Origin of the sequence: Flavobacterium sp. 140616W15, assembly GCF_003668995.1 — a bacterium.
GTDB lineage: Bacteria > Bacteroidota > Bacteroidia > Flavobacteriales > Flavobacteriaceae > Flavobacterium.
In genome coordinates, this window is record NZ_CP033068.1 from 4159240 (window position 1) to 4185843 (window position 26604).

Consider the following 26604-nt stretch of genomic DNA (forward strand, 5'->3'; position numbering starts at 1 on the left):
CGTTTGTATAAGTCCAATTTAAAGAAGTTGATTCATCTTTTATTTTTTAATTGATTCCAAAAATCAAAATAATTAAACCATTGAAGCGGGTATTTTTGAAGGATGGATTCAACGTTTTCTATATAGGCATTTAATAATCCTTTTTCATCACGATATTTTACAGTCGCTTCACGTGCATATAAATGATAGTGCAGATTTGGTTCTTTCATTGCATAAACAAAAACAACAGGTACTTTTAATCGAGAAGCTATTAAAAATGGTCCTGCAGGAAAATCGGCTTCTTTGCCTAATAATATACCAGATAAAGATTTAGATCCTTCAAGGTAGCGATCACCTGTAAAACAGATGAGTTCGTTTCGATCAAGGGCAGCGTTGATCTCAAAAATATGAGATAAGTCGTCTTTTATAATTATATGGTTGACAGTGGGTTTTTCGGTAACGCTTTCTAAATATTTTTTTATATCTGAACGCTCCAAGTCGGTAGTAATCAAATTGATTCGGAAATTAATGTCTATTTCTTCGAAGAAATGTTCCGCAATTTCAAAATTCCCAATATGAGCACTAATTAAGATACCGCCTTTTTTTTCGGCAATCAGTTTTTTTAACGATTCGATACCATCAAATTCATAGGTAAACTTTTCTCTCATTCCTGCAGAAATGGAGACTTTATCAATTATGGTTTGACCAAAAACATAGTAGCTTTTGAAAACCATTCTTTTAGATTTAAAATAAGAATAGCCTAGTCTTTGGTTAAAATAGTAAAAGATGGCACGATTGCTTTTTTTGAGGAAAAGAAAATAATAAGAAGCAACAAAGTATAAAAGGAAATAGGCAGATTTAACACCCGCTTTTTGTATTAAAAAAACGAATATTCTATAGCCTAAAACTGTTCCTTTTGATTTGCCATCCCATTCACTCATTAAGCAGTTTTAGCTTTTAGTTTGGTTTCGATAAGGTCATAAAAGTTTTGAAAAGTAGCAATACCAACAAAATCAACTTCAACTAATTTTACGCCAAAATTTGACTCTACAGATACTACTAAATCTACATAGTCTAAACTATCTAGTCCTAAAGTATCTTTTAAATTAGCATTTGGTTCAATATCATCATTATCAACTTCAAATTCATCAACCAAAAAAACATTAATTTTTTCTATTATCTCTTGCTTATTCATTATTTAATTTAAACTTTTTAACTACCAGTGCAGAATTGGTTCCTCCAAATCCGAAGGAATTGGACAAAAATATATCAATTTTTTTATTTAAGGTAGTTTTGACTAAATTTAATTTAGTGGCTGCTTCGTCAGGAGTTTCTAAATTGATGTTTGGAGCTATAAAGTCATTTTGCATCATTAGGATAGAGTAGATAACTTCACTAGCGCCTGCCATCCAGCATTCATGCCCTGTCATTGATTTTGTAGAACTTACATAGGGGTTGCTTTTTCCAAAGATTTCGAAGATAGCTTTAGCTTCATTTTCATCTCCAACAGGAGTAGAAGTGGCATGTGCATTTATGTAGTCAATATCTGAGGCATTTAATTTTGCGTCATCGAGTGCTCTTTGCATTGCTATAGATGGTCCTTCGACATTTGGAGTCGAAATATGACCTCCATTTGATGAAAATCCATAACCGCCAACTTCAGCAATTATAGTCGCTCCACGTTTTATGGCCGATTCATAACTTTCTAGAATTAGAGTTGCGCCTCCACCACTAGGAACTAAACCATCTCGACCAGAATCAAAAGGTCTTGAAGCTTTGGTAGGGTCAACATCTCCAGTAGAAAATACACCTAAGCCATCAAAACTGCTCATGGCATATTTGTTGATTTCTTGTGCACCACCACAAATTATGATATCCTGAAATCCGCTTTTTATTAAAAAATAAGCAAGACCTATAGCGTGTGAACCACTTGCGCAAGCGGCACTTATAGTTAAATTAATTCCTCTTAACTTAAATATTGTCGAAAGGTTCATTGTAACAGTTGAATTCATGGACTTAAAAATTGCTCCTGAACCAATTAGGGCAGTGTCCTTTTTTTCTCTAACAATGTCGGTTGCATCAATAACGGCTTTTGAAACGCTATCATTACCATACATAATACCAACTTCGTTATCGTCGAAAAAAGAATCGTCAATTCCAGCATTTTTTAATGCTTCAATAGTAGCCATATAAGCATATTCGGTTTCTTCACCAATACTCATACGTTGTCTTCGGGTCAATAAATTTTTTAAATCTGGTCTCGGAACCATACCAGTTAATGCCGATTGAAAACCAAATTCTTTTCTTTCTGCATCAAATTGTATCCCTGATTTTCCATTATACAGGGATTCTTTTACTTCATTTAATGAAGTTCCGATACATGAGTAAATTCCCATTCCTGTAATTACAACTCTCCTATTCATCTTCTTTTTATAGTGATTTTTTAAGAATATATACCACCGTTTATGTTTATAACTTCACCAGTTATATAACTTGATTTATTCGAAATCAAAAAGCTTACCAAATTTGCAACTTCTTCAGCTTCTCCAAAACGATTAACAGGAATCAATTTCAATAATTCTTTTTCGTCCAGCTGGCTTGTCATGTCAGTTCTTATAAATCCTGGTGCTACTGCATTTACGGTAATGTTTCTTTTGGCAACTTCTTGTGCCAATGCTTTAGTAGCAGCTACAATTGCGCCTTTTGCAGCAGAATAATTGGTTTGTCCCGGAGTGCCTTTTACTCCTGAAACTGAAACCATATTTACAATACGTCCGTATTTATTACGGAGCATTTTTTGAATAAAAAATTGTGTGACATTAAAAAAACCACCTACACTTGTGTTCATAACACCATTCCAGTCTTCATGTGACATCCACATAAACAAGCCGTCTTTTGTAATTCCGGCATTGTTTACAATTGCCTCAACAATTGCTTCAGGATTTGCATCCTGCCATTTGGTTAAAACACGTTGTACTTCTTCAAAATTTGAAACATCAAATTGTATAATCTCGGCAGTTGCGCCTAATTTTAAGACTTCTTCAAGTGTTTGTTCAGCGGCAATTTTATTTGAATGATAATTAATCAGAATGTGGTACTCTGTATCTACAGCTAATTTTTTACAAATAGCACTCCCAATTCCTCGTGAACCACCAGTTACTAATGCGCATTTCATAAATATGTAAATTTTATTTTTTTATAGGTCAATATATTATCGCTTTTTTTTATTTACTGACTTTGTTGTCGGTTTTGTTATTGGTTTTGCAGTTGGTTTAGTTTCTGTTTTCTGCTTATCAGTAGCGATTTCGCTTGTCGTATTTTTTTCTTTTGTCTGCGAAAACAATTCGGCGTTCTCGAACCATTGATTGCCTAATACAGTTCCGTCAGGTTTTAGAAATCCCCATTTGCCTTCATTTTTCACTCTAGCTAAGCCATTTATGAATCCTTTGTCTTGTTGAGTAAATAAAGCAACGATGAATGCGTTTGCAGTTATACCGTATTGAGTTGGGATTACTAATTTCCCTGTTTCATTAATAAACCCCCAGTTCTTTTCTTTCACAGGGGCTAATCCGTTTGTACTAAAAACTTCTGCATCGCTATACGTTGGCGGAATAATAAATTCTGCTTTAGGGTTAATGTAGCCCCATTTAAATCCGATACAAACTGGAGCTAAATTTTTAGAAAAAGCTTTAGCCTTATCGTATATAGGAAGAATTGCCCAGTTCCCTTTTAAGTCAATGAATCCAACTTTTCCATCTTTTCTGGCATATGTTAAATCTTGAGTTTCAAAATCCCAAATTCTATCAGCGCCTTCTACAGGAATAAATTTTCCAGCAGTTACTAATCCTAAAACTTTGTCTTTTTTGGCCCAGGCTGTGTTTCTGTAATAATTACCTATTTCTGAATATGCAGGTTCTATGATTTCTTTTCCATCAGTATTTATGATTCCCCAATTTTTATTGTTTTGAACTCTTGCAAAACCGTTTTCAAATGGTTTGATAACATCATATTTTGGTTCTAAAACAATTGCCATTTTCGAATTGATTAATCCGATCTTGTTTCCTTGCTTTATAAAAGCGACACCATCTCCAAAATCATATAACTTGTCTGTAGGAGGTGCGATTTGAACTTCTCCTTTGGTATTGATGTAAACCCATTTTTTATCTTTATATACAATAGATATACCACTATTGAAATCTTTTACATTATCAAAAGTTGCAGGGATTGCCCAAGCCCCTTTAGTATCAATAAATCCCCACTTTCCATTTTCTTCTACAGCAGCTAAACCATCAAAAAAGCTTTTAGCATTTTTATATTGAGGTTCAATACGGAAGGTTCCTTCTTTGGTAAGATATCCATATTTTCCGTTTTTTTTAATTAATGCCAGTTCTTGACTATTAACAAATTGAATACTGCATAGTAATAAAAAAATAAGTGTTTTTTTCATGATGTTAAGATTCAAGATTAATAATATGAAATAAAATATTAATTATTTATGAGGTAGTCTTTTACTTTTTGAACAAAAGGATACATAACCTGATCTTCTTTAAATTTAGGAATAATTGCTCTAATATCGTCATATATTTTTTTAGAAGCAGACGAAATTTGATCTTTTTGTTCTAAGTAATCAATTGCTTGAACAATGGTAATCAGTTCAATTGCTAAAACTTCAAAAGAGTTTTCGATCACTTTGGCAGTAATTACGGCAGCATTTGTTCCCATGCTTACAATATCTTGATTGTCGTTATTGTTTGGGATACTGTGTACATACATTGGGTTAGACAACATTTGGCTTTCAGCTGTCGTTGAGGTTGCTGTAAACTGAACTCCCTGCATTCCAAAATTAAATCCTAAAGTTCCAAGATTAACAAATGGAGGAAGGATTTCATTAATTTTTGAATTTAATAAATAATTCAATTGGCGTTCAGCAAGCATAGTAAGCTTAGTTACTACAATTTTTAGTTTGTCCATTTCTAGTGAAATATAATCACCATGAAAATTACCGCCATGATATACATGCTTATTTTTTACATCTATAATGGGATTGTCATTTGCCGAGTTAAATTCGTCTTCTAGAATTGAACTTACATTGTTGATGGTCTCCAAGATTGGACCTAGAATTTGCGGTACACATCTTAAAGAGTAATATTCCTGTACTTTTTCTTTAAATATTTCTTGGGTGTTTTCACCTGTATATAAATGATCTTCTCTTTTGCGAATTAAAGTGCTGTCTGAGAGATTTTGTCTCATTCTTGCAGCTACTTCTCGTTGTCCTTTGTGACGTTTTGTTTGATTTAATTCTTCTGAAAAATGATCATCATAAGCTTGTACAAGTTCATTTATTGTGCAGGAGAATTTCAAAGACCAATCTAGTAATTTGTTGGCATGATGTACATTTACAACCCCTATTCCAGTCATTACTGAGGTTCCGTTTATAAGAGCAAGACCTTCTCTTATTTCTACTTGAATTGGCGATAGATTTTCAATTTCGAAAACCTCTTTTGTAGTTTTTCTTTCGCCTTTGTAAAAAACTTCTCCTTCACCAATTAGGGTTAGCGCCAAATGAGATAGTTGAACTAAATCGCCACTTGCTCCAACTCCTCCATGTTCAAAAATTAACGGAGTAATATCTCTATTTATAAATTCTTTCATTAAATGAATTACCGACGGATGTACGCCAGAATTCCCTAAAGAAAGTGTATTTAATCGTGCTAGAATTGCTGCTTTTACAAAAAGAGGATTTAAAGGTTTGCCAGTTCCTGAAGAGTGGCTTCTTATTAGATTATATTGTAGTTGAATTTGGTCCTCGTCTTTGATACGATATTGTGCCATTGGTCCAAAACCAGTATTTACGCCATAAATAATTTTATTTTTCGAGAACTCTTTCAAGAAGTCAAAGCTTTCATTTACGCGGTCTAAGACAATTTTACTGATGTCAATTTTAGCATTACTAAAGATTATAGATTCAAATTCTTTTAAACTTAAATATTCGCCAATTGTATTCATTTAACCCTTTTTGATTATGCTAAATTAATTTTATTTATTAAAATAAATGTAGTTATTTTGATGATGGCAAATGTAAGTTAATAATTAATAGCAATTCGAATATGTTAAAGGAGTTTGTTGATGTTTTAGTAATAGGTGCGGGGCCATCTGGATGTGTATCGGCTGCTTATTTGCATAAAAATAATTGCAAAATAAAGGTCGTTGAAAAGACAAAATTTCCTAGAATTGTTGTTGGTGAGAGTTTGATACCAAGAGTTATGGACCACTTTGCTGAGGCTGAATTATTCGATAGTCTAAATGCTATGAATTTTGAGAAGAAGCTAGGTGCACGATTTATTAGAGGAAATGAAATTTGTGTTTTTGATTTTTCTGATAAATTTTCTGAAGGCTGGGATTGGACCTGGCAAGTGCCCAGAGCTGATTTTGACAATACAATGGCTCAGGAATTAATACGAAAAGGAATTGATCTAGAATTTGAGTCAGAAGTGATTGAAGTTTCTTTTGAAGGAAGTAATTCAAAAACAATTGTAAAGGATAAGGATGGAAATTTAAAAGAGATTCATGCCAAATTTATTATAGATTCGAGTGGTTATGGTAGAGTTTTACCTAGACTTTTAGATTTAGACAAGCCATCAGCATTAGATCCGCATTCTTCTATTTTTACACATGTAAAAGATAGTAACAGACCAGAAGGAGAAGAAGGGACATTAATTTCATTTGATGTTCTTGAAACCGAAGTTTGGTTATGGGTAATTCCTTTTTCTAACGGAAACACAAGTTTAGGAGTTGTTGGGCCTACAGATTTTATTAATTCACTTTCTGAAAATAAAAATAATAGTGAAGCTTTAAAAAATGCGATTCAACTTTCGGATTATTATATTAAAAGATTTGGAGGAACCGAGTTTTTGTTTGAACCTATAAAGTTAGAAAATTATTCACGTTCAGTAAAGAAAATGTATGGAGACGGATTTGCATTAACTGGGAATAGTACTGAATTTTTGGATCCAGTATTTTCATCGGGAGTTGCTTTTGCAACAGAATCGGGTATGCTTGCTGCAAAACTGTATTTGAAACAATCGCAAGGTATTGTTGTAGATTGGGAAACAGAATTTACCGATTATATGAAGCGTGGAATTAATGTTTTTACAACTTATGTAAAAGAATGGTATACGGGAAATTTACAAACTTTATTTTTTCATCAACCAGAGAATCCAGATGTGAAACGAAAAATTTGTGCCGTTCTTGCTGGATATGTTTGGGATGAAGAAAATCCATTTGTTAAAAAACATGATAATGTAATTAAAAACATGGCTTACCTTTTAAATATGGGAATGCAAGAAATAAGAAAACCCTAGTTTATACTAGGGTTTTCTATTTGAATTTTATTTGATGCTTTTATCTATTGAGTACTACTTTAATTCTTACCAGAACTTAACATATAAAGAGGCAATTATCAATAAAGTTATTACAATCAATACGGTGGTTTGTGGTTTTAATTTAAACATTGTGGTGTCTAATTCAAAAGCCTTCGGATTTACTTTTGGACCTGCAAAACTTACAAGAATCATAGCCAGTGTAGTAAAGAAGAAAGACAATCCCATGCAAATATGGAACGGAATTTCATATGCTCCTTTCCCGTTTGGATAAGCAGTGTATAATAAAGTATCATTCCCAAAAATCATTGGGGCATATTCATTAAATAAAACAGACAATACGAATCCTAAAATCACACCTACAATAGCTGCAGTTCCAGTAGTTCTTTTCCAGAACATACCAAGAATAAACATAGCAAAAACTCCGGGGCTTATAAAGCCAGTATATTTTTGGATGTATGTAAATCCACCAACACCACCAATTCCTAGAATATCATTCCAAGTAAATAAAACAGCCAGAAGCATTGCGGCAAAAACAGCAATTCGACCAATATTTACTTGTTGTTTTTCACCAGCTTCTTTTTGGATGTATTTTTTATGAATGTCTAGTGTGTAAATAGTAGAGATACTATTTACTTTACCCGCTAATGAGGCTACGATTGCTGCAGTTAAGGCAGCGACCGAAAGTCCTTTTAATCCAGTTGGTAAAAAAGTTAATACAGCAGAGTAAGCGCCATCTTTTCCTCCAACAAGTTGAGGTAAATGACCATTTTGATATAAAACATAAGCTGCAATACCTGGTAGCATAACAATCACAGGCATTAATAACTTTAAGAAACCAGCAAATAAAATACCAGTGCGTGCAGTTTGTAAGTCGGCACCAAGTGCTCTTTGAGTAATGTATTGGTTGCATCCCCAATAATTAAGATTGATAATCCAGATACCAGCAACGTAAGATAATAAACCAGGAAAAGTTAAGTATTTATCTATTTCTAGTTGAGATGAAGTTGCGGTTGGTTTTGGGATAATCATTTTAAAATGCTCCGGAGCTTCTTGCATCAAAACTTTAAAACCTGCAATTGCATTTTGTCCCACACCAAAATAATGCCCTACAGTCGTTAAAGCGATATAAGAAGTTACTAATCCACCTATGATTAATACGGCTACTTGAATAACATCGGTATAAGCAACAACTTTCATTCCTCCCAACGAAATGATTAAAGCAAAAAGAGCCAATCCCACCATAATAACATGAAGATATTCACCTCCAGCCAATCCATTAATTGCAACAGCTCCTAAGTATAAAATAGAAGTTAGGTTTACAAAAACATACAAGAACAGCCAAAAAACGGCCATAATCAAAGCTGTTGATTCATTATAACGTGTCTTTAAAAATTGAGGCATAGTGTATATCTTGTTTTTAAGATAAACAGGAATAAACCATACGGCAACAATTATTAAAGTTATAGCGGCAACCCATTCATAAGCGGCAACAGCAATTCCTAAAAAGAAACCTTCACCACTCATCCCGATAAATTGTTCTGCCGAAATATTAGAAGCGATTAATGAAGCGCCAATTGCCCACCAAGTTAAATTACCTTCAGCAAGAAAATAAGCTTTGGCATCTCTTTCATCCTTTTTGCGTTTTCGATATATAGTGTAACCATATGTTGATACTACAACAAAGTAGATGATAAAAACGATATAATCGGCAATGGCAAGGTTTTGGTTCATGGGTAATAGTATTTTGGAAGGTAATTGATATAGTTATATTTCGTGGTTATTGTAATTTGGTTTTAGATAGATTGAAATTTGTAAATCGTTTTATGGTAGTATTTGTCTTCTTTTCTAAGTACTGAATTGGGGAATTTATTCTGATTTGGGGCATCAGGAAAATTTTGAGCTTCAAAACAAATGCCACTTAAAGAGTGGTAAATAGCGTCTTCTTTTCCTCTGATTTTATTCGAACAGTTACCACCTACAAATACATGAACACTTGGTTGATTGGTATATACCGTCATGCGCAATCCGTTTGTCGGACTATAAAGAGCAGCAGCGATATCATTTTTGGTTTCTATAACAAACGAATCATCAATGGTAGAGGGACAGTTTGAAGGAGTTCTAAAATCAAACGGATGGCCTAAAAGATCTAATACATTTCCTGTTGGGATGTTTTCCGATGTTGTTTCTAATATCTTGTCTGAATTTACAATTATTTCTTGATCAGTTACACTCGAATCATGCCCATTAAGATTAAAATAACTATGATTTGTTAAATTTATAATTGTATCTGCTGTTGTGGTAGCATTATATTCTAGCTGTAACTCGTTGTCTTCAGATAACGTATATGTTAAACTTACAGACAAATCTCCAGGGTAATTTTCTTCATTGGCTGGGCTTAAAAGAGACATTGTTATTGATGGATTTTCGCCATCAGTAACATTTTTGATCTCCCATTTTTTCTCAGAAAAACCAACAATTCCACCATGAATAGAATGATTATTATTGTTCTTGTTTAAAAGATATGTTTTGTCGTTTAAGGTAAAAATTCCGTTATTTATTCTGCCAGCATAACGGCCTATTGTAGCGCCAAAATAAGGGGAGTCCGTGAGCGAATATGATTTTAAATATTTTTCTAAATTATCAAAACCCAAGACTACATCTATAAGGTCTCCATTTTCAAGAGGGATCATCAAAGATGTAACAGTCGCGCCATAGTCGATAATAGTGGCTTGCATACCGTTTCTATTGGTCAATTTATAAGAATGAATAGCATTGTTGTCCGGCAAAATACCAAAGAATTCTTTTGTGTTTAGGTCTGTATAATGTGATTTGTGTTTTATTTTCATTATTTTTTTGTGAAAAATGAAATTCAAAAATATGTATATATTGACATGATTCATACCAGCACCTACCAGTTTTTTGTATATTGCATAAAAACCGAACTCTTATGAATATAATTTCTATCCAAAATAATCTAGGTATTCCAAAATACAAACAAATTATAGCTTCGATTGAGAATAGTATAAACAAGAAAAATCTAAAAAAAGGAGATAGGTTGCCATCGGTAAATAAAGTATGTTTGGCCTATACTTTATCAAGAGATACTGTCTTGCAGGCTTATGATGAACTAAAAAAGAGAGGTATTATTTATGCCATACCAGGAAAGGGATATTATATTAAAAGTGTTGAAATCACGATTAAAGAGAGAATTTTTCTTCTTTTTGATGAACTCAATAATTTTAAAGAAGACATTTACATTTCCTTCTTGAGGAGCATAGGCGAAGAGGTACAAGTCGATATCTTTTTTTATTATTTTAATACAAAGGTTTTTAAGAAATTGATAAATGACAATAATGGAGCGTACACAAAATATATAATCATGCCAACCGATTTAGCTGATGCCGCTTCATGCATAAATACCCTACCAGTAAATGAAGTTTATATTTTGGATCAGACTAATGAAGCTTTAAAAGCATATCCATCTGTTTGTCAAAATTTTCCAAAAGATATTTACGATGCGTTAGTAAAAGGAAAACCTAAATTAGATAAATACAAAAAGCTTATTATGATTTTCCCTGGTTTTAGAGAGCCACTTGGAATGAAAGTAGGTTTCTTGAATTTTTGTAATGATTTTTCATTTGAAAATGAAGTGATCACTGAGTTTAGAGAAAGGGAGGTTAAGGTAGGAGAGGTATATATAATTCCAAACGATAGAGATCTAGTTCGGGTTATAGAAAAATCTAAACGTCAAGATTTAAAGCTGGGTGTTGATTTTGGAATTATCTCCTATAACGAAACTCCATTAAAAAAAGTAGTAGAAAATGGAATAACGACTATTTCAACAAATTTTGAGGAAATGGGGAAAATAATGGCAAAGATGGTTTTATCAGGAAAAAACAAAACATCGAGAACAAATCCTCTTTGATCATGCGTAATTCATTGTAATTAGTAGTTTTGTTATTGTAGTTTTTAATTTAAAGATAGTATGGGATTTAAGCATTTATTCAAAGCAGAGGTTAAATGGGGGCCTAATGAAAATGAGGAGAAACGAAATCCTAAGGATCATGAGATTATAATTGAAGGCAAACCTGTTTTAAGCGTTTCTGCCGCAAAAGCTTTTAAAGGTAATCCAAAGTTATATAATCCAGAAGATATGCTATTGAGCAGCTTGGTTTCGTGTCATATGATGTCTTACTTCTATGTTTGTAGTCAAAATGAGGTTGAGGTACTTGCTTATTCAGATAAAGCAGAGGCGACACTAGAAGTCGATTTTGATGGAAGCGGACGTTTTACCGAAGTTCGATTGAATCCAAAAGTTACGATTGCAAATCCTGATAAAATTGAACTTGCATTAGAGTTACATAAAAAAGCAAACCAATTATGTTTTATAGCCAATTCATGCAATTTTCCAATTTTGCATAATGCAACTTGCGAAGTGGTTTAAATTTATAAAATAAAAATCCGTCGAGTATTAAGAATACAAGACGGATTTAATATTTTGAATAGGAAGTAGTTTAGTCTATTTCAGAAACTCTCACGGTGTTAACCATTCCTTTGTCTTTAATAGGCATTGCTGCTAAGTTGATTAAGTAATCTCCTTTTACAACATATCCTTTATCTTTTACGATTTGATTAACATCAGTCACAGTATCATCTGTACTTACATCTTTGTCATAGTAATAAGATTTAACTCCCCATAAAAGACTTAATTGAGTTAAGATTCTTTTGTTAGAAGTAAATACTAGAATATGAGCAGATGGTCTCCAAGCCGAAATTTGGAAAGCAGTATATCCACTGTTTGTAAGTGTACAAATTGCTTTTGCTTTTATGACGTTAGCCATAATAGCTGCTTGCTGACAAATTGTTTTAGTAATAAAACGATTTGTTTTAATTTGTGGAGTATTTTGTGGAACATGAATTAGCGGAGAGTCTTCAACAGCTTCGATAATTTGTGTCATTTTTTGGATAACCTGAACAGGGTAATTTCCTGCAGCAGTTTCGCCAGAAAGCATTACAGCATCAGCACCATCCATAACAGAGTTAGCAACGTCATTTACTTCAGCACGAGTAGGTGTTAAGCTAGTGATCATTGTTTCCATCATTTGTGTTGCCACAATTACAGGAATACGAGCTGTTTTTGCTCTACGGATTAATTCTTTTTGAACTAAAGGTACTTCGTGAGCAGGAAGTTCAACTCCTAAATCTCCACGAGCAACCATTAAAGCGTCGCAATAAGCAACAATTTTATCCATGTTCTCTAATGCTTCAGGCATTTCGATTTTAGCAACGATTGGAATTTTAACATCCGAGTGTTTTGCAATCAACTCTTGTAAGTCTTGTAAATCACGTGGTGTTTTTACAAATGAAAGAGCGATCCAATCTACTTTTTGTTCAATAGCAAAAATTGCATCAGCGATATCTTTCTCAGTCAATGCAGGTAAAGATATTTTTGTATTAGGAAGATTAACTCCTTTTTTAGATTTTAGTTCACCACCTTGAATAACTACAGCAGTAACCTCAGATTTTTTATCTGTTGTAAGGATTTCAAAGATAAGTTTTCCGTCGTCAAGTAAAATACGCTCTCCAGGATTTACATCATTTGGAAAGTTTTGGTACTTCATGAAAACTTTTTTGGCAGTACCAATAATGTCTTCAGCAGTAGTAAAAGTGATTACATCACCATCGTTTACTACAACACCTTCTTCCATTACTCCTACTCGAAGTTTAGGACCTTGTAAATCTCCAAGGATAGCTGTGGTATAGCCAAACTCTTCGTTAAGTCCTCTAATGATATTGATTTTCTCTTTTACACCTTCGTAATCTGCATGCGAAAAATTAACTCTAAATACGTTCACACCTGCTTCGATCATGTCTTTTATGATCTCTCTAGTACCACATGCAGGGCCAAGTGTGGCTACAATTTTGGTTTTTTTGTTTGTAAGCATTTCTATTAAAAAATTAAATTGTTTTTTGACTTTATTTTATTTGTATCAACTATATAAACCGTTGAGATAGTATCAATGGCATTTAATATTTGTTGTATTTTTAATATATCGAAAGCTTCCTCACTCTTTTCAATTTTTAAAAAATAATCAACTTTTTAAACTCAGGTAGTAAATATACTTTTGTGGCTACTTCCATCGAAGTGTCTGAAAATAAATCCTGATTGTCATTTGGTGAATTTTGAATGACTTCGTTTTTATTCTGAATCAAATCCCAGTAAAGTTCTTTTTCTTCGTCATAGTAATCAAATCGTGAAAAATGAGTCTCACCTTCTTTCACATTAATTTGAATTTCATTTTTACTTTTACTCAAAAGAACTGGGAAATTTTGATTGATAAAATAAGCCAATCTATAATCTTCCATAGAAGTATGTATGGCAATCAAATTATAATCAATTTCATCAAATTCGCCTAATTCTAATTTATGAATAGCCATTTCCTGAAAAAATAAGTTGTAAATATACTATTTCTATTGCTGGTTCAATAGTTAAGTTTGGTATGTTTTTGTTAATTTATAAACGAAAACGATATAGTTTTAAGAAAATCAGGTTTATTTTTTGTCCATTTTTTCTTGAAAAGCAAAATAAGCACGTTGCGATGCCTTTTCTTCTGCCTTCTTTTTGGAAGTGGCTCGCGCTCTTGCGACTACTTTATCATCAATGCTTAATTTAACACCAAATAGGCGTTCGCCACCAATGCCATTATCTTCAAAAATATCGTAATGAAATATCTTTTTTTCTTTCTGGCACCATTCGATAACCAAGCTTTTGTAACTTATTACCTTACCTTCAAGTCGAGTAATGTCAACATAAGGACTAATTACGCTATTTTGAATGAACTTTTCACAATACGCATAGCCTCTGTCTAAGTAAATAGCTCCGATAAGTGATTCGAAGATATTACCATGAATGTTTTCTCCAAAATGTTGCAGTGGTACTTTACTTTCGATAAACTGAACAAGGTTTAAATCTTTCCCAAGGTCATTTAAATGCTCTCTACTTACGATTTTAGAACGCATTTTGGTTAAGTAACCTTCGTCTCCAGCAGGAGCTTTATTGAATAAATGTGCAGCAATAACAGCACTTAACATTGCGTCTCCTAGAAATTCTAGACGTTCATAGTTAATGGGATGTCCATTTTCATCCAGTCTATTAGAAGAACGATGTGTAAAGGCTTTCTTATAAAACTGAATCGAAATAGGCGGAAACCCAAGTATTTTTTGAATAGAATCAAAAAAAATCCCGTCTTCTTGAGAACGGGATTTTGAAAATATTTTTTTGAAAATACTCATACGAAAACTAGTCAACTAATTTTTTGAATAAAACACAAGCATTGTGACCTCCAAAACCGAAAGTATTGCTCATTGCAACATTTACTTCTCTTTGTTGAGGTTTGTTTAGTGTTAAATTTAATGAAGGATCTATTCTCTCGTCAACAACTGTATGGTTGATTGTTGGAGGTATAATACTGTGTTTCATCGCTAGGATAGAAGCAATTGCTTCGATAGCTCCAGCAGCACCCAGTAAGTGTCCAGTCATAGATTTAGTAGAGTTGATATTGATGTTTTTAGCGTGATCACCAAAAACAGCACTAATCGCTTTTAACTCGGCAACATCTCCAAGTGGAGTAGATGTACCGTGTGTATTAATATGATCAACATCTTCAGGTTTCATACCAGCATCACGTAATGTATTGTTCATTACGGCAATAACTCCAAGTCCTTCCGGATGTGGTGCAGTTAAGTGGTATGCATCAGATGACATTCCGCCTCCGCCAATTTCGCAATAAATTTTTGCTCCACGTGCTTTTGCATGTTCGTAATCTTCAAGTACCAATGCTCCAGCTCCTTCACCTAAAACAAAACCATCACGAGTAGCGTCAAAAGGTCTTGATGCAGACTCAGGGCTTTCGTTTCTAGTTGATAAAGCGTGCATAGAGTTAAAACCTCCCATTCCTGCAATTGTAATAGCAGCTTCAGATCCACCAGAGATGATAACATCGCACATTCCTAAACGGATGTAGTTGAAAGCATCAATAAGTGCATTGGCAGAAGATGCGCAAGCAGAAACAGTTGTATAATTTGGTCCCATATAGCCATTTCTCATAGAAATGTGTGCGGGAGCAATATCAGCAATCATTTTAGGAATAAAAAACGGATTGAATTTTGGTGTTCCGTCTCCTTTAGAGTAGTACATTACCTCTTCTTGAAAAGTTTCTAAACCACCAATTCCAGCTCCCCAGATAACACCAACTCTTTGTTTGTCGATATTGTCATCTGTAAGTCCAGCATCTTTTATAGCTTCGTCACTTGCAGCAACTGCATATTGTGCAAATTTATCAAGTCTGCGTGATTCTTTACGATCCATAAAATCTTCGATGTTGAAGTTCTTTACTTCACATGCAAATTTCGTTTTATGTTTCTCTGTATCGTAATACGTTATTGGGGCAGCACCGCTAACTCCATTAATAAGCGCGTTCCAATACTCCTGAATGTTATTTCCAATAGGGGTAAGTGCACCTAATCCTGTTACAACAACTCGCCTTAATACCATAAATAATGTGTTTTATTAGCTTTAAACAAATAAAACCCATGCTTTCTTGATTGTATTATATTACAAAAGAACCATGGGTATTACAATATAAATATATTTTTTTGATTGAAAATCAACCCAAAATTTAAATTTTTAATAAAAAATAATAACACCCGACTTTTTATAGTTTATAAAAAAATCGGGTGGGAATTTATTATTTTTTAGCTTCCTCGATATAAGAAATAGCTTGACCAACAGTAGCAATGTTTTCTGCTTGATCGTCTGGAATTTGAATATCAAATTCTTTTTCGAATTCCATAATAAGCTCAACAGTGTCTAATGAGTCAGCTCCTAAATCATTAGTGAAGCTTGCTTCTGTTACAACTTCGTTTTCGTCAACACCTAATTTGTCTACGATAATCGCTTTTACTCTTGATGCAATGTCTGACATAATCTTTAATTTTAGAATTTAATTTGTTGGCAAAAATAAAAAACTTTATTTTAAAACCACGATTTAGTTAATAAATGTAACACTAATTTATAAAATTTATTTCAACAAAGGGGTTCGAATGTTATTTATTTTGGTTTTTTATTCCGTTTTTTGCAAAAAATAAATTAATTCGACTATGAAAAAAATAATCGTTTTTGCCTCAGGTTCAGGGAGTAATGCTGAAAATATAATAAAATATTTTGCCGAAACACAAATTGCAAATGTAGTTTCTGTGTTTACTAATAACGCCAATGCGAAAGTAATTGAAAGAGCAAAAAACTATCAAGTAAAGGTCGAAATTTTCACTAAAACGGAATTAATTGAAGGTAATGTATTACGAAAAATAAAATTAATCGACCCAGATTTGATTATTTTGGCTGGTTTCTTACTTCAATTTCCAAAACACATCATCGAAGTGTATCCTAATAAAATAATTAACATACATCCAGCATTATTACCTAATTATGGAGGGAAAGGAATGTATGGAATGCACATTCACAGGGCAATAGTCGAAAATAAAGAGAAAGAGACAGGAATAAGCATTCATTATGTAAATGAAAATTATGATGAAGGTGCAATTATTTTCCAGGAAAAAGTAGCGCTATTGCCTACAGATACAGCGGAAGACGTGGCAGCTAAAATTCATGAATTAGAGCAGAAGCATTTTCCAGAAGTTATTGATAGATTAATTAGACTCGCTTAGACTTCTTAGATTCTTAGACTTTAATTGGGGTCATAAATTTTATTCTGGATTTAAAAAAGAATTGATGTTTTTTATGAATTTTGAAGTTATCATAAAAGAGACTAATTGTTTAATAATCCAATTAATCGAACAATTTAAAAAAATCTAAGCGAGTCTAAGAATCTAAGAAGTCTAAGAGCGAAGCAAGTCTAAGCTCTAAGTAGTCTAATAAAGCGAGTCTAATATCTAAGAAGTCTAAAATGAATCAACACGAAGTACATATATATACAGATGGTGCGGCTAAGGGAAATCCTGGCAATGGCGGGTATGGAGTGGTTATGGAATTGGTTGGAACGCCACATAAAAAAGAATATTATGAGGGATTTCGACTAACAACAAATAATAGAATGGAACTTTTGGCTGTAATAGTAGGTCTTGAAAAACTTAAAAAGCCAAATATGAAAGTACTTGTTATTTCGGATTCGAAATATGTAGTAGATTCTGTTTTGAAAAAATGGGTTTTTGGATGGGAAAAGAAAAAATTTGTTGGGAGAAAAAATCCCGATTTATGGAAACGTTTTCTGATTGTTTATCGAAAACACCAAGTAGATTTTAAGTGGATAAAAGGACACAACAATCATCCTCAAAATGAGCGATGTGATCAATTGGCCGTAATGGCTTCGATGCAAAAACAACTGTCAATTGATGCCTATTATGAAGATATAGGTTCAAAAGAAGCATAAAAATAATAACGTGTCTGAGATATATTTCTTAGACACGTTATTTATAGAAATCAAGAGAGATTTAATTATTGTTTAAATCTTTAGATTTATTAAATCCGATAAGTAGCCCAATTCCTGCCATCGTAAAAATAGTAGCAGGATATACAGCGCCATCCTGAAGAGAGGTGTAAGTTGTAATAAGCAAGGCGATAAAAATTCCAATTCCACTTCCTATTAGTAAAAAAGCTAAATTTAAAACAAGTACTTTCCATATAGGAGTAGTATTGCTTTTGCTATTTGAAAAAATACTAGCATCTATACCTTTTTCTATAAGAGCTAAACGTTCTCTGTTTCTGGTAGAAAAAATAAGATAGGCAATTCCAAAGATCATTAGGAAAAGACTAATTGGTATTAACATTTGTGGACCCATAATTTTTTAAATTTAATTGATTGATATTCCATATGACGAAAGATGTTTAACTGAGGTTACAGATTTTACCAAAATATTTTTTTAATTTAGTTGTAACCTTAATGTGATTATAGTCGTCATATAGGACATGGATAAAGTAAATGATCAGTATTATATCAATCAGGTTCTTCTAGGAGAGGTCAATATGTTTGCTGTATTGGTTGATCGTTATAAAGATATGATTTTTACTTTGGCCGTAAAGATGGTGAAAAACAGAGAAGTTGCTGAAGAAGTTTCTCAGGATACTTTCATCAAAATTTTTAATTCTTTGGGTAAGTTTAAAGGAGATTCTAAGTTCTCTACCTGGATTTATAAAATTGCATACAATACATGTTTGGATTATTTAAAGAAGAATAAAAAAGAAGAACACAATGTAGTTATTGATGAGCTTAAAGGGTGTGTGGTTAAAACAACAACAAATGCTTTAAGTATTTTAGAAGATCAGGAAAGAAAGCAGGATATTCAGAATTGTTTAAATTTATTACCGAGTGAAGAAAGTTTCTTGTTGACACTTTTTTATTTTGAAGACCAAAATTTAAATGAAATAGGCAAGATTATGGATATTAGTGCTAATAATGTTAAGATAAAATTATTTCGAAGCAGAAAAAAATTAGCAGTTATCTTAAAAGAACAATTAGAACCTGAAATATTAGATTATTATGAAAGAGAGCGATAAATATTACGAAAATCTAGTTGACAAAGTAATGGCAGAAGGTACTATGCAAAAGCCTTCTGCAGATTTTACCTCTAGAGTCATGTCGCAAGTTTTGGTTTTACAGAAAACGAAAAGAATTGTATATAAACCATTAATATCAAAATCGGTTTGGGCAGTTATTTTTGGGAGTTTAGTTGTATTTATTGGATATGTAGTTTTTGCACCTGATAAAGCTGTGGGTAGTGATTTAAGTATAAGTACTTTGTGTTATTCTAAAATAGATAATTTAATTCCAGTGCTTCAGTTTTCAAAAAACACTTCTTATGCGGTTTTGATTGTTGTTGTAATGGTTTTAGTTCAGATTTCATTATTGAAGAATTATTATGATAAAAAATATAGATTCTAAGTTGTTTTTCTTGAAAATTATCGATTGATTTATTCTTGATATTGTAAGAAATTAACAGTTGTTTTTTATTTGTAAATGATTGATTTTTAAGTAATTTGATTTTTTTATTTGGTTTTTATTTTTATGAAAATTTTGGTACAACGAACCGTTGCAACTCTGAAACTTATAAAGTATCTTTGCACCTTAATTCGAAATTCATAAAATGAATAAATTACTGATTGTCGGAACGGTTGCTTTCGATGCGATTGAAACCCCTTTTGGGAAAACAGATAAAATATTAGGTGGTGCAGCGACATATATTGGTTTGTCGGCATCGTTTTTCAACCTACAATCGGCTATTGTTTCTGTAGTTGGAGATGATTTTCCTCAAGAACATTTAGATTTGTTAAAGTCAAGAAATATTGATATTTCTGGATTAGAAATTGTAGAAGGTGGAAAAACTTTCTTTTGGAGTGGACTTTATCATAACGACCTTAATTCAAGAGATACGCTAGCAACAGAACTTAATGTATTGGCAGATTTTCAACCTAAAGTTCCACAAAACTTCAAGGATTCTGATGTTGTAATGCTAGGAAACTTGCATCCTTTGGTACAAAGTAGTGTTTTGGATCAAATGGAGTCAAAACCAAAATTAGTAGTTTTGGATACAATGAACTTTTGGATGGATTGTGCTTTGCCAGAATTACTAGATGTTATAAAACGTGTTGATGTAATTACAATCAATGATGAAGAAGCGAGACAACTTTCGGGAGAATATTCATTAGTTAAAGCAGCAGCAAAGATTCATACACTTGGGCCAAAATATGTGGTAATCAAGAAAGGAGAACATGGAGCATTGTTATTTCATGATAAAGAGGTGTTTTTTGCACCAGCATTGCCTTTAGAAGATGTCTTTGATCCAACAGGAGCAGGAGATACTTTTGCAGGAGGATTTGCAGGATTTATTACACAGAGTGAAAATATTTCATACACTAATATGAAGAACGCTGTGATTTATGGATCGAATTTAGCTTCTTTTTGTGTAGAGAAATTCGGAACAGAAAGAATGGTAGCATTAGATAAAAACGAAGTAGTGGCTAGATTGAAACAATTTAAATCACTAACTCAGTTTGATATAGAACTATAAAGAATTAAGCCTCGTTCACGGGGCTTTTTTAATTTTGTTATTACAAAATAGTACAAACTACAACAACAACACAAACACAAATACAATGAGCGACGCTTTAAAACACGAATGTGGTATAGCTTTGGTTAGACTTCTTAAACCGCTTGAATTTTACAAAGAAAAATACGGAACAGCTTTTTATGGGATAGAGAAAATGTATCTTATGATGGAAAAGCAACATAACCGTGGACAAGATGGTGCTGGTTTTGCAAGCATCAAATTAGATGTTGAGCCAGGACAACGATATATAAGTAGAGTTCGTTCAAATCACTCACAACCTATACGTGACGTTTTTGCTCAAATAAACGACCGTATCAATGAAGAAATGGCTGCACATCCTGAATATGCTGGAAACGTTGCACTTCAAAAAGAAAATATTCCATATATAGGAGAGCTGTTTTTAGGACATGTTCGTTATGGAACTTTTGGAAAAAATAGCATAGAAAGTGTACATCCTTTTTTACGTCAGAGTAACTGGATGCATCGTAATCTTATATTGGCAGGTAATTTTAACATGACTAATGTTAAAGAGCTTTTCGAAAATTTGGTTGAACTTGGGCAGCATCCTAAAGAAATGGCGGATACAGTTACCGTTATGGAAAAAATTGGTCACTTTCTTGATAAAGAAGTAATGGCATTATATCAGGATTGTAAAGAAGAAGGATACTCAAAAAGAGATGCTTCGCCTGTTATTGCAGATCGATTAGATATTGGAAAAATATTAATGCGTTCAGCTAAAAACTTAGATGGAGGATACGCAATGGCTGGATTATTAGGTCATGGTGATGCATTTGTTTTTAGAGATCCAGCTGGGATTCGTCCAGCTTATTTTTATCAAGATGATGAGGTTGTAGTTGTAGCATCAGAGAGACCAGTTATTCAAACTGTTTTTAATGTACCATTTGATAGCGTTCAGGAAATTGAGCCAGGAAATGCGTTAATCATTAAAAAAAGTGGAAAAGTTTCGATGGAAGAAATTTTAACACCTACAGTTAAAAAAGCATGTTCATTTGAAAGAATTTATTTTTCAAGAGGAAGTGATGCCGAAATATATCAAGAACGTAAAAATTTAGGTAGATTAATTTTGCCTGCAGTTTTAAATTCAATTGATAGCGATACAGACAACACCGTTTTTTCTTACATCCCTAATACGGCCGAAACTTCTTTTTATGGTTTAGTTGAAGCTGCTCAGGATTTCTTGAATCAGAGAAAAAATAATTATATAATAGCAAATAGAAATACGCTTACTGCAGATACATTGCAAGAACTGCTTGCTGTAAAAATACGTACAGAGAAAGTAGCTATTAAAGATGCTAAATTAAGAACCTTTATTACAGAGGATAGTAGTCGTGATGGCTTAGTTGCTCACGTATACGATGTAACATATGGGGTTATAAAACCAACAGATAACTTAGTTATTATTGATGATAGTATTGTTCGTGGAACTACGCTTAAGATGAGCATCATAAAAATGATGGATCGTTTAAATCCAAAACGAATTGTAATTGTATCATCAGCTCCGCAAATTCGTTTTCCAGATTGTTATGGAATCGATATGGCAAAGTTGGAAGGATTGGTTGCTTTTAGAGCTGCTTTAGAATTGTTAAAAGAACGTAATTTATATCATATAGTAGACGAGGTTTATGCTAAGTGTAAAGCGCAGGAGAATTATTTAGACACAGATGTTGTAAATTATGTTACTGCAATTTATGCGCCATTTGAACCACAAGAAGTTTCGGATAAGATCGCAGAAATGTTAAGTTCGCCAGAGATTAAAGCTGAAGTAAAAATCATATTCCAAACAGTAGAAGATTTGCATATTGCATGTCCTAAGAACCTTGGGGATTGGTACTTTACAGGTGATTATCCGACTCCAGGAGGGAATAGAGTAGTGAATCGAGCTTTTATGAATTTCTACGAAGGAAAAGACGCTAGAGCGTATTAAAGCATAATGAAAGGTTAAAACGTGCATTTCATCGGTTTTTTTTACCGTTTATCTTAATTGTTTGGAGAAAATGCACTGCTAACATACTTTTGAAGTACCATAACATTAGTAGGTTAAGTTTATGGTAGATTTGGGGCAAAAAGGGTGGAAGTAATTCCACCTTTTTTATTGGAATAAAGTCAAGTACAAGCGCCAGATAACGGCTTCCTGGATATGAAATAATACTTATAAACGTTTTTTTTGTAGTTCAACAGAATTATTTGCTAGAGCTATAATGTCAACATACATTTGAAGAACCATAACATTAGTAGGTTAAGTTTATGGTAGATTTGGGGCAAAAAAGGTGAAAGAGATTTCACCTTTTTTATTTTCTTTTTTTCTAGAGAATAGAGCAAAGATTATAGAAGAAAGATTGTTGAGAAAAGAGGGTAGAACAGAGAATATAGAATAAAGATTATAGAATAAAAGACTCTGGATAAAGACATAAAAATATAAAAACAAAAAAAAAAGACGAATAACCGTTATAGGCTATTCGTCTTTTCTCTTTATTCTTTACTCTATTCTCTTCTTACTTGTCTAAAGCGAATCTTCTTGCAACTTCAGTCCAGTTAATTACACTGAAAAAAGCTTCAATATAATCAGGTCTTCTGTTTTGGTAGTTTAAGTAGTAAGCATGTTCCCAAACATCCATTCCTAAGATTGGAGTTCCTTCGCAACCTACTTCAGGCATTAATGGATTGTCTTGGTTTGGTGTTCCGCAAACATCTAACTTTCCTCCTTTAACTACGCATAACCAAGCCCATCCTGAACCAAATTGAGTAGCGCCAGCTTTTGCAAATTTAGCTTTGAATTCTTCAAAAGTTCCAAAAGAAGCCTCGATAGCTGCTAATAGATCTCCTGTAGGTAATCCACCACCGTTTGGTGACATTACTGTCCAGAATAAGTTGTGGTTGTAATATCCACCGCCATTGTTACGAACTGCAGCGTTTTTTTTATCTAAATTGATTAGGATGTTTTCTATTGTTTTACCTTCTAAATCTGTACTAGCAATTGCTGCATTAAGATTAGTAGTGTATGCATTATGATGTTTTGTGTGGTGGATTTCCATTGTACGAGCATCAATATGTGGTTCTAATGCGTCATACGCATAAGGTAATTGTGGTAATTCGAAAGCCATAATATTATTGTTTTATGATTTATAATTAAAATTAAATTCAAATTTATACATTTAACTTTGGAATAGAAAATACTATTTGACTATAATCAAATTAAATTAATTGATGATTTGATTTTGTAGTACTTATATTTTCAGGAATTTTTACTTCCCATTGTAAGTAGTCATTGTATTTTCGAGTCCAGCAGTTCCGAAAGATTTTATGATTTCAGAAGCTACTTCTAAACGTTCAGGAAGTTTTGCTTTTTCGGTTTCATCCCATTCGCCTAACACGTAATCTACCTGTTGTCCTTTTTTAAACTCATCGCTGATTCCAAATCTAAAACGAGTATATTGTTGTGTGTTTAGAACTAAATTGATGTTTTTAAGTCCATTATGACCTCCATCGCTTCCTTTGGGTTTGATGCGGATTGTTCCGAATGAAAGGTTAAGGTCGTCGGTAATTACCATGATGTTTTCTAACGGAATATTTTCTTTGTCCATCCAATATTTTACCGCTTTACCGCTTAGGTTCATATAGGTATTTGGCTTCAAAAGAAAAAATGTTCTTCCTTTAAATTTGTATTCGGCAAGTGCGCCGAGTTTTACAGTTTCAAAAGATAAGTTTTCTTTTCGTGCTAAAAAGTCGAGTATTTTAAAGCCTATATTATGTCGAGTGTTAACGTATTCTGCTCCAATATTACCTAATCCTACGATTAAAAATTTCTTCATATAATCTGTTTGCTCTTCTGATTCCTCTTCTGTTTTTGTTGATGAAAACAGGTTTGTTATCCATTTTATCATAAATACAAAAGTACACTTAATTAGACAATCGGGCAATTGGAAATTAGAAAATATACCAATTAGAGAATGAGATAATTTGACAATTATGTGGATTGGGCTTTTTGGGTTATTGGATTTTCTGGAAAATAGGTATAAGTATAATTTTGTTTTCCTGATAAAGTAAGAATCTCTATAAGTAACCAGATAGTAAGAGAAAAAGGAGGATTTTTTGATTGAGTTTTGAAAAATGAAAACATAGAGTATATGCTCTATATGAAAAACCCCGTATAGTTTTTACTCAGGACCTCAGAACCGTAAAAAAAATAAGCAAAAAAAAACACCAGTTTTGCAACTGATGTTTTTTGTAATTGTTTGAAAAAAATTATTTTTTCTTTCCTTTTGCAGGAGTAGCTTTTGCAGCTTTTGCAGCTTCTTGAGCAGCTTTCATAGCAGCACGAGAGATTCTTACTTGAGCAACAACTGTGTTGTCTGGGTGCATAATTTTGTATTCTGGTGCACCAACTTTAGTAACGTATAATTTGTTACCCATTTCAAGTGGAGTGATATCAGCTTCAACAAAATCTGGAAGATTTTTAGGTAAAGCTTTAACTTTTAATTTACGAGTGTTTAAACGTAAAACACCACCAGCAAGAACACCTTTAGATGTACCAGTTACTTTTACTGGAACTTCCATAGTGATTTCTTTATCATCAAATAATTGAAAGAAATCAATGTGTAAAATTTTGTCTGATACTGGGTGTACTTGAATGTCTTGCAAAATTGCATTGAAAGACTTTCCTTTTCCAAGCTCAATCACAACTGTGTGTGCGTTTGGAGTGTAAACCAAGTTTTTGAACGCTGCAGCGTCTGCTGAGAAGTGTACTGCTTGATTTCCTCCGTATAACACGCAAGGAACCGCTCCAGCATTACGTAAGGCTTTAGTTGACACTTTTCCTACGCTTTCTCTTTCTGATCCTTTAATTGTAATCGACTTCATTGTAAAAATTATATAGTTATTAAAAATATACTTGTTTTTAGCTTAAGCACTTGGCTTTAGGCTTTTTTTAATATGAACAAGACTTGTGGTTTAAAACCTTAAGCTTAATGTTTACATAATAAATTTTCCACTAATGGAATTGTTGTGGTGCACCATGTGCATTACTTCAGCAAAAAGAGGTGCACAACTCAACACTCTAATTTTCTTTGATTCTTTTTTTAACGGAATTGAATCGGTTACGATCAATTCACTTAATTTAGAATTCTCTATTTTCTCATAGGCATCGCCAGATAGAATAGCATGTGTACAAATAGCTCTAACACTTAATGCTCCTTTTTCGATCATTAAATCAGCTGCTTTTGCTAATGTACCACCGGTATCGATCATATCGTCTACCAATATTACGTTTCTGCCTTTTACTTCACCAATTAATTCCATGGTGTCGATAACATTGGCAACTTTTCTTTGTTTGTAACAAATCACTACATCCGATTCTAAAAATTTAGAGTACGCATAAGCTCTTTTTGAACCTCCCATATCTGGAGAAGCGATTGTTAAATTTTCTAAACCTAAACTTTCTACATATGGCAGAAAGATTGTAGAGGCAAAAAGATGATCTACTGGTTTTTCAAAGAATCCTTGAATTTGATCTGCATGCAAATCCATTGTCATAATTCTTGTTGCTCCTGCAGCATCTAATAGATTGGCAACTAATTTAGCTCCAATCGGGACTCTTGGTTTATCTTTTCGATCTTGTCTAGCCCAACCAAAATAAGGTACTACAGCTGTAATATGTCTGGCCGATGCACGCTTAGCAGCATCGATCATAAGTAACAATTCCATCAAGTTATCTGCTGTTGGAAATGTTGAACAAACAATAAATACACGTAGCCCTCTGATAGACTCTTCATACGATGGCTGAAATTCGCCATCACTATAAGTTGACATTGTAACCTTACCTAACGGTATTCCGTATTGCGCTGCAATTTTTTCAGCAAGGTAAACACTTTTTGAACACGCAAAAATTTTAGCTTCTGGTTCTTGGTGCGACATTATAATTTGTTGTTTTGTAGTTAGTTGTGTGTGCGTCGTTTTAACGAGCTGCAAATTTATGAAATTTATTGAACACTGAAAGGAAAATTTTAAGTATTTTTATTAGAAAATGTAAAATTATTTTATAAATTTGCACCGTGTTAAAGGAACAAGGGTTTGTTATAACGATAAAAACTTTTTCTATTGCGTT

At 33.0% G+C, this 26604-nt stretch carries 26 protein-coding genes and 1 pseudogene; 9 read left to right on the forward strand and 18 right to left on the reverse strand.

Going from position 1 to position 26604, the window contains the following annotated elements:
• Window positions 1–32: 32 nt before the first annotated feature.
• The 6 genes from EAG11_RS18180 to hutH are packed head-to-tail and all read right to left on the reverse strand — an operon-like array spanning window position 33 to window position 5985.
• A complete protein-coding gene (locus tag EAG11_RS18180; RefSeq protein WP_129540422.1) occupies window positions 33–920 on the reverse strand; it encodes a lipid A biosynthesis acyltransferase in 888 nt (295 codons plus the stop codon).
• Complete coding sequence (locus EAG11_RS18185; RefSeq protein WP_129540423.1) at window positions 920–1174, reverse strand: acyl carrier protein; 255 nt, start codon at window positions 1172–1174, stop codon at window positions 920–922. The genes EAG11_RS18180 and EAG11_RS18185 overlap by 1 nt, the downstream gene beginning before the upstream one ends.
• Window positions 1167–2402: a beta-ketoacyl synthase gene (locus EAG11_RS18190; protein ID WP_129540424.1), complete on the reverse strand. Its 1236-nt coding sequence runs from the start codon at window positions 2400–2402 to the stop codon at window positions 1167–1169. Before EAG11_RS18190 ends, EAG11_RS18185 begins: the two co-directional genes overlap by 8 nt.
• Before the next feature lie 20 nt (window positions 2403–2422).
• A complete protein-coding gene (fabG, locus tag EAG11_RS18195; protein ID WP_129540425.1) occupies window positions 2423–3154 on the reverse strand; it encodes a 3-oxoacyl-ACP reductase FabG in 732 nt (243 codons plus the stop codon).
• Window positions 3155–3190: 36 nt separating this feature from the next.
• The gene (locus tag EAG11_RS18200; RefSeq protein WP_129540426.1) at window positions 3191–4426 is read right to left on the reverse strand and encodes a WG repeat-containing protein; all 1236 of its coding nucleotides are present in this window, start codon (window positions 4424–4426) and stop codon (window positions 3191–3193) included.
• 38 nt (window positions 4427–4464) lie between these two features.
• Window positions 4465–5985, reverse strand: coding sequence for a histidine ammonia-lyase (gene hutH, locus EAG11_RS18205; RefSeq protein WP_129540427.1), 1521 nt, complete (start codon window positions 5983–5985; stop codon window positions 4465–4467).
• 101 nt (window positions 5986–6086) lie between these two features.
• Between hutH and EAG11_RS18210 the strand changes: the two genes are divergently transcribed.
• Window positions 6087–7340 (forward strand): NAD(P)/FAD-dependent oxidoreductase, encoded by a 1254-nt coding sequence (locus EAG11_RS18210; RefSeq protein WP_129540428.1) that lies wholly within the window; start codon window positions 6087–6089, stop codon window positions 7338–7340.
• 66 nt (window positions 7341–7406) lie between these two features.
• Here EAG11_RS18210 and EAG11_RS18215 read toward each other — a convergent pair whose 3' ends face one another.
• Window positions 7407–9092 (reverse strand): sodium/sugar symporter, encoded by a 1686-nt coding sequence (locus tag EAG11_RS18215; RefSeq protein WP_129540429.1) that lies wholly within the window; start codon window positions 9090–9092, stop codon window positions 7407–7409.
• A gap of 62 nt (window positions 9093–9154) precedes the next feature.
• Entirely contained in the window at window positions 9155–10207 is a 1053-nt protein-coding gene (locus tag EAG11_RS18220; RefSeq protein ID WP_129540430.1) for an aldose epimerase family protein, read from the reverse strand.
• Window positions 10208–10308: 101 nt separating this feature from the next.
• Here EAG11_RS18220 and EAG11_RS18225 point away from each other — a divergent pair, with 101 nt between their 5' ends.
• Window positions 10309–11286 carry a GntR family transcriptional regulator gene (locus EAG11_RS18225; RefSeq protein ID WP_371414608.1) on the forward strand — a complete coding sequence of 326 codons (978 nt, stop codon included), beginning with the start codon at window positions 10309–10311 and terminating at the stop codon, window positions 11284–11286.
• Between the two features lie 60 nt (window positions 11287–11346).
• Window positions 11347–11805, forward strand: a complete 459-nt coding sequence (locus EAG11_RS18230; RefSeq protein WP_129540431.1) for an OsmC family protein — start codon at window positions 11347–11349, stop codon at window positions 11803–11805.
• Between the two features lie 70 nt (window positions 11806–11875).
• Here the strand turns inward: EAG11_RS18230 and pyk are convergent, their stop codons facing one another.
• The 5 genes and pseudogenes from pyk to EAG11_RS18255 all read right to left on the reverse strand — a co-directional run bounded on the left by pyk (window position 11876) and on the right by EAG11_RS18255 (window position 16345).
• Window positions 11876–13306 carry a pyruvate kinase gene (pyk, locus tag EAG11_RS18235; RefSeq protein WP_129540432.1) on the reverse strand — a complete coding sequence of 477 codons (1431 nt, stop codon included), beginning with the start codon at window positions 13304–13306 and terminating at the stop codon, window positions 11876–11878.
• 5 nt (window positions 13307–13311) lie between these two features.
• A pseudogene (locus EAG11_RS18240) lies at window positions 13312–13799 on the reverse strand (IPExxxVDY family protein).
• Window positions 13800–13913: 114 nt separating this feature from the next.
• Entirely contained in the window at window positions 13914–14654 is a 741-nt protein-coding gene (rnc, locus tag EAG11_RS18245; protein WP_129540433.1) for a ribonuclease III, read from the reverse strand.
• 7 nt (window positions 14655–14661) lie between these two features.
• Window positions 14662–15915 (reverse strand): beta-ketoacyl-ACP synthase II, encoded by a 1254-nt coding sequence (fabF, locus tag EAG11_RS18250; protein WP_129540434.1) that lies wholly within the window; start codon window positions 15913–15915, stop codon window positions 14662–14664.
• A gap of 193 nt (window positions 15916–16108) precedes the next feature.
• The gene (locus EAG11_RS18255; protein WP_007137004.1) at window positions 16109–16345 is read right to left on the reverse strand and encodes an acyl carrier protein; all 237 of its coding nucleotides are present in this window, start codon (window positions 16343–16345) and stop codon (window positions 16109–16111) included.
• Window positions 16346–16520: 175 nt separating this feature from the next.
• Between EAG11_RS18255 and purN the strand changes: the two genes are divergently transcribed.
• Complete coding sequence (gene purN, locus EAG11_RS18260; protein WP_129540435.1) at window positions 16521–17087, forward strand: phosphoribosylglycinamide formyltransferase; 567 nt, start codon at window positions 16521–16523, stop codon at window positions 17085–17087.
• A gap of 239 nt (window positions 17088–17326) precedes the next feature.
• Window positions 17327–17809: a ribonuclease HI gene (rnhA, locus tag EAG11_RS18265; protein ID WP_129540436.1), complete on the forward strand. Its 483-nt coding sequence runs from the start codon at window positions 17327–17329 to the stop codon at window positions 17807–17809.
• Between the two features lie 61 nt (window positions 17810–17870).
• On the opposite strand, the gene EAG11_RS18270 is transcribed toward rnhA, so the two are convergent.
• Window positions 17871–18218, reverse strand: coding sequence for a DUF6249 domain-containing protein (locus EAG11_RS18270; RefSeq protein WP_129540437.1), 348 nt, complete (start codon window positions 18216–18218; stop codon window positions 17871–17873).
• 127 nt (window positions 18219–18345) lie between these two features.
• On the opposite strand from EAG11_RS18270, the gene EAG11_RS18275 reads away from it, so the two are divergent.
• The 4 genes from EAG11_RS18275 to EAG11_RS18290 all read left to right on the forward strand — a co-directional run bounded on the left by EAG11_RS18275 (window position 18346) and on the right by EAG11_RS18290 (window position 22428).
• Entirely contained in the window at window positions 18346–18933 is a 588-nt protein-coding gene (locus EAG11_RS18275; protein ID WP_129540438.1) for an RNA polymerase sigma factor, read from the forward strand.
• On the forward strand, window positions 18917–19318 hold the full coding sequence (locus EAG11_RS18280) for a hypothetical protein (RefSeq protein ID WP_129540439.1): 402 nt from the start codon (window positions 18917–18919) through the stop codon (window positions 19316–19318). Before EAG11_RS18275 ends, EAG11_RS18280 begins: the two co-directional genes overlap by 17 nt.
• A 202-nt stretch (window positions 19319–19520) precedes the next feature.
• Window positions 19521–20444 carry a PfkB family carbohydrate kinase gene (locus EAG11_RS18285; RefSeq protein ID WP_129540440.1) on the forward strand — a complete coding sequence of 308 codons (924 nt, stop codon included), beginning with the start codon at window positions 19521–19523 and terminating at the stop codon, window positions 20442–20444.
• An 85-nt stretch (window positions 20445–20529) separates the two neighbouring features.
• A complete protein-coding gene (locus EAG11_RS18290) occupies window positions 20530–22428 on the forward strand; it encodes an amidophosphoribosyltransferase (RefSeq protein ID WP_129540441.1) in 1899 nt (632 codons plus the stop codon).
• Between the two features lie 568 nt (window positions 22429–22996).
• On the opposite strand, the gene EAG11_RS18295 is transcribed toward EAG11_RS18290, so the two are convergent.
• From EAG11_RS18295 to EAG11_RS18310, 4 genes are all read right to left on the reverse strand, one after another.
• Complete coding sequence (locus EAG11_RS18295) at window positions 22997–23605, reverse strand: superoxide dismutase (RefSeq protein WP_129540442.1); 609 nt, start codon at window positions 23603–23605, stop codon at window positions 22997–22999.
• Window positions 23606–23746: 141 nt separating this feature from the next.
• Window positions 23747–24385 (reverse strand): aminoacyl-tRNA hydrolase, encoded by a 639-nt coding sequence (gene pth / locus EAG11_RS18300; protein ID WP_129540443.1) that lies wholly within the window; start codon window positions 24383–24385, stop codon window positions 23747–23749.
• A 361-nt stretch (window positions 24386–24746) separates the two neighbouring features.
• On the reverse strand, window positions 24747–25361 hold the full coding sequence (locus EAG11_RS18305; RefSeq protein ID WP_129540444.1) for a 50S ribosomal protein L25/general stress protein Ctc: 615 nt from the start codon (window positions 25359–25361) through the stop codon (window positions 24747–24749).
• Window positions 25362–25472: 111 nt separating this feature from the next.
• Window positions 25473–26414: a ribose-phosphate pyrophosphokinase gene (locus EAG11_RS18310; RefSeq protein ID WP_129540445.1), complete on the reverse strand. Its 942-nt coding sequence runs from the start codon at window positions 26412–26414 to the stop codon at window positions 25473–25475.
• Between the last annotated feature and the right edge of the window lie 190 nt (window positions 26415–26604).

What these genes read in the sequence shown, in the direction of transcription:
- EAG11_RS18180 (WP_129540422.1), bottom strand. Translation starts at nt 920, where the DNA reads ATGAGTGAATGGGATGGCAAATCAAAAGGAACAGTTTTAGGCTATAGA.
- pyk (WP_129540432.1), bottom strand. Translation starts at nt 13,306, where the DNA reads ATGCTTACAAACAAAAAAACCAAAATTGTAGCCACACTTGGCCCTGCA.
- EAG11_RS18290 (WP_129540441.1), top strand. Translation starts at nt 20,530, where the DNA reads ATGAGCGACGCTTTAAAACACGAATGTGGTATAGCTTTGGTTAGACTT.
- EAG11_RS18220 (WP_129540430.1), bottom strand. Translation starts at nt 10,207, where the DNA reads ATGAAAATAAAACACAAATCACATTATACAGACCTAAACACAAAAGAA.
- EAG11_RS18255 (WP_007137004.1), bottom strand. Translation starts at nt 16,345, where the DNA reads ATGTCAGACATTGCATCAAGAGTAAAAGCGATTATCGTAGACAAATTA.
- purN (WP_129540435.1), top strand. Translation starts at nt 16,521, where the DNA reads ATGAAAAAAATAATCGTTTTTGCCTCAGGTTCAGGGAGTAATGCTGAA.
- pth (WP_129540443.1), bottom strand. Translation starts at nt 24,385, where the DNA reads ATGATAAAATGGATAACAAACCTGTTTTCATCAACAAAAACAGAAGAG.
- EAG11_RS18285 (WP_129540440.1), top strand. Translation starts at nt 19,521, where the DNA reads ATGAATAAATTACTGATTGTCGGAACGGTTGCTTTCGATGCGATTGAA.
- EAG11_RS18305 (WP_129540444.1), bottom strand. Translation starts at nt 25,361, where the DNA reads ATGAAGTCGATTACAATTAAAGGATCAGAAAGAGAAAGCGTAGGAAAA.
- EAG11_RS18185 (WP_129540423.1), bottom strand. Translation starts at nt 1,174, where the DNA reads ATGAATAAGCAAGAGATAATAGAAAAAATTAATGTTTTTTTGGTTGAT.
- hutH (WP_129540427.1), bottom strand. Translation starts at nt 5,985, where the DNA reads ATGAATACAATTGGCGAATATTTAAGTTTAAAAGAATTTGAATCTATA.
- rnhA (WP_129540436.1), top strand. Translation starts at nt 17,327, where the DNA reads ATGAATCAACACGAAGTACATATATATACAGATGGTGCGGCTAAGGGA.
- EAG11_RS18230 (WP_129540431.1), top strand. Translation starts at nt 11,347, where the DNA reads ATGGGATTTAAGCATTTATTCAAAGCAGAGGTTAAATGGGGGCCTAAT.
- fabF (WP_129540434.1), bottom strand. Translation starts at nt 15,915, where the DNA reads ATGGTATTAAGGCGAGTTGTTGTAACAGGATTAGGTGCACTTACCCCT.
- fabG (WP_129540425.1), bottom strand. Translation starts at nt 3,154, where the DNA reads ATGAAATGCGCATTAGTAACTGGTGGTTCACGAGGAATTGGGAGTGCT.
- EAG11_RS18210 (WP_129540428.1), top strand. Translation starts at nt 6,087, where the DNA reads ATGTTAAAGGAGTTTGTTGATGTTTTAGTAATAGGTGCGGGGCCATCT.
- EAG11_RS18275 (WP_129540438.1), top strand. Translation starts at nt 18,346, where the DNA reads ATGGATAAAGTAAATGATCAGTATTATATCAATCAGGTTCTTCTAGGA.
- EAG11_RS18190 (WP_129540424.1), bottom strand. Translation starts at nt 2,402, where the DNA reads ATGAATAGGAGAGTTGTAATTACAGGAATGGGAATTTACTCATGTATC.
- EAG11_RS18295 (WP_129540442.1), bottom strand. Translation starts at nt 23,605, where the DNA reads ATGGCTTTCGAATTACCACAATTACCTTATGCGTATGACGCATTAGAA.
- EAG11_RS18310 (WP_129540445.1), bottom strand. Translation starts at nt 26,414, where the DNA reads ATGTCGCACCAAGAACCAGAAGCTAAAATTTTTGCGTGTTCAAAAAGT.
- EAG11_RS18280 (WP_129540439.1), top strand. Translation starts at nt 18,917, where the DNA reads ATGAAAGAGAGCGATAAATATTACGAAAATCTAGTTGACAAAGTAATG.
- EAG11_RS18200 (WP_129540426.1), bottom strand. Translation starts at nt 4,426, where the DNA reads ATGAAAAAAACACTTATTTTTTTATTACTATGCAGTATTCAATTTGTT.
- EAG11_RS18225 (WP_371414608.1), top strand. Translation starts at nt 10,309, where the DNA reads ATGAATATAATTTCTATCCAAAATAATCTAGGTATTCCAAAATACAAA.
- EAG11_RS18270 (WP_129540437.1), bottom strand. Translation starts at nt 18,218, where the DNA reads ATGGGTCCACAAATGTTAATACCAATTAGTCTTTTCCTAATGATCTTT.
- rnc (WP_129540433.1), bottom strand. Translation starts at nt 14,654, where the DNA reads ATGAGTATTTTCAAAAAAATATTTTCAAAATCCCGTTCTCAAGAAGAC.
- EAG11_RS18215 (WP_129540429.1), bottom strand. Translation starts at nt 9,092, where the DNA reads ATGAACCAAAACCTTGCCATTGCCGATTATATCGTTTTTATCATCTAC.